Source organism: Hydrocoleum sp. CS-953, assembly GCF_002260545.1.
Taxonomy (GTDB): Bacteria; Cyanobacteriota; Cyanobacteriia; order Cyanobacteriales; family Microcoleaceae; genus Trichodesmium.
Map to the genome: position 1 here is coordinate 1 of NZ_LGSU01000833.1, position 4913 is coordinate 4913.

A 4913-nucleotide genomic window follows, 5' to 3' on the forward strand; every position below is an offset into this window, starting at 1 on the left:
AAGTATATATATGTGGTACGATAAAAATGTATGGAAATTCAGGATTGATGGCAAGAGCCAATACCTCGATCGAATTAAGGAGTCAGAAGTTCAGAATAAAATAATTGTTTATAGTCTTTATTTCTGTAACTACCATGTGGATAACCTGAATGTATTCTTTGATAATTTATAATGAATCATATATGGTCTTTTTTGCACCTTAGTTGTTCATACTTTACTTGAGGAAATTAAAGTTAATATCCTAATCTAAAGGTTTTCTGAGAACAGAGTCTTTAGAAAGTTGCAGAAGTCAGTTTCTTAACAAAATATTACCTTATGTATGGTAGAAATGAGGTAAATATTATGCCAAATTTGACAATAATTATACATCTCAAAAATCCCCTAACTGTAACAGTCTTATAGGTAAGAGAAAACTGAGTAATAAAAACATAAATGTAGAAACTGTCATGATGAGACGGCAAGAGATGTGGCAGTCACAAAAGTAATAAAGAATAGAGGATTAATCGGAGTATAAAATACCTTTGAAGAAACAGCTTCGGTAAATTTTTTGTAGAGGGTTAGACAAAGAGAATTTGTTTCACCTATTTAATTCCTGGCTTTAGCGAAAGCAGAATCTCCTGTTAAATTCCTTCGTTCCTGTCAATAAGTCTTTGATTTAAACCACCAGTTTCATTTCAGTTATCAGTTATTAATACCTCTGGCTGAAACCGGAGGCAAGAAAATCCGAAATTTCCTTTTTTATCCCCTTAAAACGAGAGGCTTAATACCTGATTTCTTATTCAATAAAATAATAACTATATCAATCAACAATCACAATCAGAGAAAATATATGCTAACTTATCAACGCAAACCTGTAAGTCTATCATTAATATCAACAGACTTGCCAATTTGGTCTATGGTTGAAACTGCAGCCACTCTTTATCACAAAGATAGAGACCAATTCCATATATTACTCCATGAACCCGCAATTAGAGGCAGAGAAGCATCCTCCATCGAGGAATTACCCATATTGCCAGATGTTCCCAAACCAAGACTTTTGTGGCTAGAGGTTTCTCCCTCTAGAATCATTATGACCATGCAAGGAAATGGTAAATATTGTTACCGCCATGTGTGGGAAAGAGGAGTATATGGCATCTGTCGTTATTGGCTTCAAGACGATTCATTAAATTTACATTATCAGTTGCGAATGCGTAACTTTACCCGTAATTTATTTGTTGAGGGAAGACCAATTCCAGATTATCTGCGCCTAGAATATGAACTATGGTCTCAACAGTTACGCATGGGACATTATGTACTAGAGTTAGAAATTCATCACTAAATAGGGCTTGCTGAATAAGTCTTTGAGTAGAGGGGAGGAGTCAGGAGTCAGGAGTAGTAGGGGCGATTCGCCAATCGCCCGTACAGGAGGAATAGGAATTATAAAGTAGATAGTCAGAAAAATAGTCCCTTAATTTTTCTGCCTCGCGTTACCCTATTTTAGGCTCAGTTTTTCACATATAGCAGTCGAAGCAAAGAGCGCGGATATTTCTAAATACTGTTAGCGGAGCTTTTCCCTATACGAAAAATCCTTTGACAGTTTACTATTCCCTATTCCCTCTCTTGGTGCGCGTTCCCTCTCTTGGTCAGCATTCCGCAAGCGAGCTGTCGGCGACGCGGGGTCGCACCGCTATTCCTGATTCACGCTTCGCGTAGTGCTATATATTACAGCGCTTTTCAGATGGATAAACTACATCGTCATAACCAAAACCCTGTAGGGGCGAATGGCCATTCGCCCCTACTGTGGTCTACTGAAATGAAAACCGCTGTAACTGAAAAGCTGGTACTTTTTCCCGACCTATAATAGCTCAAACCGTTATATGTCAATGCTTTTATATTTAATCAGCAAACCCTAAATACTTTACTTTAGCTTTATCAAGGCTAATTTTATCTAAGCAATTAGTGTGGTAATCAATTATCTTGGCAGTAAGTAATCAGCTTTTCTAGAGAGATGTCTTGATTTACCGCAACTTTATTTGCTTGTTCCCCAGCTTGGGTGACTTGAGTTTTGGCCTGATTGAATTTTTTTCTACCTTCCAATGAAGCTTCTACTTGTGTGCTAGTTTGAAGACCTAGACTCATATTAATGAAAGCTTGAGAAAGTTCTTTAAAGGTTTGAGAGAAGTCGTTTTGAAATTGCTGGAGATTTTCATCCTTAAGTTCTAGAGCTTCTAACTCCCGAGCAATTTCTTCTAATTCTTCTCCAAGTTTATTGGTTGTTGTAGCATCATAAGAACTCTTAGAATTAATAAGAGTATTACCTTTGTTAATAGTAGAAATCAATTGATTACACTGGACAACTCTACTAGGGCCACAACCAGCGCTCAATAAACAGGCTACAATAATGCCACAAATAATTTTTAATTTACGAAACATCTTTTAAAATTGTGCAAAATCGATCTAGGAGGTATACCTAACAAGCAAAAAAATCTGGCTCAAAAATAGTAAATATGTCCAAAACACCCAAAAACCTTGATATTAACTCTACAAATAATTTTCCCATTTTAATTTCTCTTGGATTGGGATTGCTAATGCTAAGTTTATCCTGGCGCTTATTCGCGATTATTGTTATTGGTTCTGGACTTACTTGGACCTTGAGGCGTTATCGGGAACAACAGAAACACCAACAAGATTGCTTGAATTCTCTATTCTATAAGTTAATTCAGGAAAATCAGGGACATATTACAGCTTTAGACTTAGCCATGAACTCTCAACTATCAGGAAAAGTTGTCCAAGAGTTTCTTGATCAAAGAGCCAAAGAATTTGGTGCTGAGTTAGAAATTACAGAGCAAGGTGGTTTATTATACTATTTTCCTACTGCTGTGTCTCTAGTTGCTGGTCAAGCAAAAGAGGAATTTGAATTATCTACGGATAAAATTTTAGGATATAATAATAGATTAGGCTCAGAAGAAATTATTGAAAAAGTTTCAAATCCTTGGAATTCACCACAGTATTCCCAGGTAAATTGTAGCCTCAAATTTGAGCCTAAAAATAACCAATTGGATGGGACAAATAAAGAAGTTTCTATATTTCTGACACAGAAAGAATTAGCAACTCGACTAAATGTTCATGCCAGCACTATTAGTAAACGGAAAACAAAACCTGATTTTAGTCAGTGGAGTAGTCAAAAAGATCCAGAATCAATTTCATGGAAATATTTAAAAGAGCAAGGAAGATTTTTACCGAAAAATTAAGTTATAAAACCTCTCTATTGATGGAGGCGTTGGTGAAGCGCGTATATGATATTAATCTTAATTATTTAGGAGTCAGGAGTCAGAAGTCAGGAGGACAGAAAGAAGAGGAAAGAGTAGTAGAAGGAGAAAGTTTTTTGTTCGCGCTCTTATCTGGATAGGATATCATACCTTTATTCACCAACGCCAAAAATCCTTTTAGCTAATCTTCTTCTTGATAAGAAGAGGTAATTATTAATTGTTAATTATTAATTATTAATTATTGAACTATAGCCTCAAAATCATAAAATATCCTCTAAATTATTATTTGTATTAGTTGTTGAGTCTAGAATCCAATCAATTATGTCCTTCCATACTATTAGAGTAGTAGCTCGTATAGTTGCCTTACCAGATCAAGTAGAAGTAGTTAAGTCAATTTTAATTAGTATAGTATTACCTACTCGCCAAGAAAAAGGTTGTATTAAATACGAATTATTACAAAATAATGCCGATCCCACAGATTTTACTTTTGTTGAGGAATGGGAGAGTGAAAGTCTATTAGAAAAACATTTGGCCTCAAGTCATATTGAAGCAGCATCATTAAAACTAAAAGACTTACTGACAGTCCCACCAGATATTCGTCGTTATCATTTAATATCTTGACAATATAACAAATTTGTGTTATAGAGAAGTAGCACAATTAAAAGCAAAGAAGAGTAATGTCTTGAGAAAAGATTCTAACATTTAACGAAAAAACATAGGAAAAAACTTAAAAATCTTAATTAAACATTACAATAAGAAAAAAATCGTAGGTTAAGTGTAATGATGCCCCGAATACTCGTCATTGATGATGATCCTGCGATCGCAGAACTCGTTGCCGTAAACTTAGAAATGGCTGGCTATGAAGTTAGTCAAGCAGAAGATGGTATAAAAGGGCAAGCCCTAGCTTTGCAACTATTACCAGACCTGATAGTGTTAGATTTAATGCTACCAAAGGTAGATGGGTTTACAGTATGTCAACGTCTGCGTCGTGATGAACGAACAGCCGATATTCCGGTACTGATGCTAACTGCTTTAGGTCAAACCCAAAATAAAGTAGAAGGCTTCAATGCTGGTGCAGATGATTATCTAACAAAGCCATTTGAAGTTGAAGAACTTTTGGCACGAGTGCGTGCTTTACTGCGACGCACAGATCGAATTCCCCAAGCAGCTAAACATAGTGAAATACTCAGCTATGGCCCTCTGACCCTGGTTCCCGAAAGGTTTGAGGCTATTTGGTTTGAGCAAACAGTTAAACTAACTCATTTAGAATTTGAGTTACTCCATTGTTTGTTACAACGCCATGGCCAGACAGTATCTCCTAGTGAAATTCTTAAGGAAGTCTGGGGTTATGATCCAGACGATGATATTGAGACAATCCGAGTCCATATTAGACATCTGAGAACGAAGATGGAACCAGATCCTCGTCATCCTCGGTATATTAAAACGGTATACGGTGCTGGTTACTGTTTAGAGTTACCTAGTAATGGGTCCAGTGCTAATAATGTGGAAACAGCTAATTGGGCGAAACCAAATCAGGATAGGGTTAGAGAGCCTTAAAATAATTTCCGGTTGAAAAGTCATAATTAGGTAAATAAAATTGAGCTAAAGATATTGATTAAATATCCTATAAAACTTCTAATTACGATCGCTCAACCGGAAATATAC

At 35.9% G+C, this 4913-nt stretch carries 5 protein-coding genes; 4 read left to right on the plus strand and 1 reads right to left on the minus strand.

The genetic code is table 11. The annotated features are described in order from the left end of the window. Window positions 1-829: 829 nt before the first annotated feature. Window positions 830-1318, plus strand: coding sequence for a hypothetical protein (locus AFK68_RS10590; protein ID WP_094672670.1), 489 nt, complete (start codon window positions 830-832; stop codon window positions 1316-1318). Between the two features lie 629 nt (window positions 1319-1947). On the opposite strand, the gene AFK68_RS10595 is transcribed toward AFK68_RS10590, so the two are convergent. Then, window positions 1948-2412, minus strand: a complete 465-nt coding sequence (locus tag AFK68_RS10595; RefSeq protein WP_094672671.1) for a hypothetical protein — start codon at window positions 2410-2412, stop codon at window positions 1948-1950. Window positions 2413-2486: 74 nt separating this feature from the next. Between AFK68_RS10595 and AFK68_RS10600 the strand changes: the two genes are divergently transcribed. The 3 genes from AFK68_RS10600 (at window position 2487) to AFK68_RS10610 (ending at window position 4805) form a co-directional block, all read left to right on the plus strand. Next, window positions 2487-3230, plus strand: coding sequence for a hypothetical protein (locus tag AFK68_RS10600; protein ID WP_094672672.1), 744 nt, complete (start codon window positions 2487-2489; stop codon window positions 3228-3230). 339 nt (window positions 3231-3569) lie between these two features. Further along, window positions 3570-3869, plus strand: a complete 300-nt coding sequence (locus tag AFK68_RS10605) for a putative quinol monooxygenase (protein ID WP_094672673.1) — start codon at window positions 3570-3572, stop codon at window positions 3867-3869. A gap of 162 nt (window positions 3870-4031) precedes the next feature. Then, window positions 4032-4805, plus strand: coding sequence for a response regulator transcription factor (locus AFK68_RS10610; protein WP_094672674.1), 774 nt, complete (start codon window positions 4032-4034; stop codon window positions 4803-4805). Window positions 4806-4913: the final 108 nt, after the last annotated feature.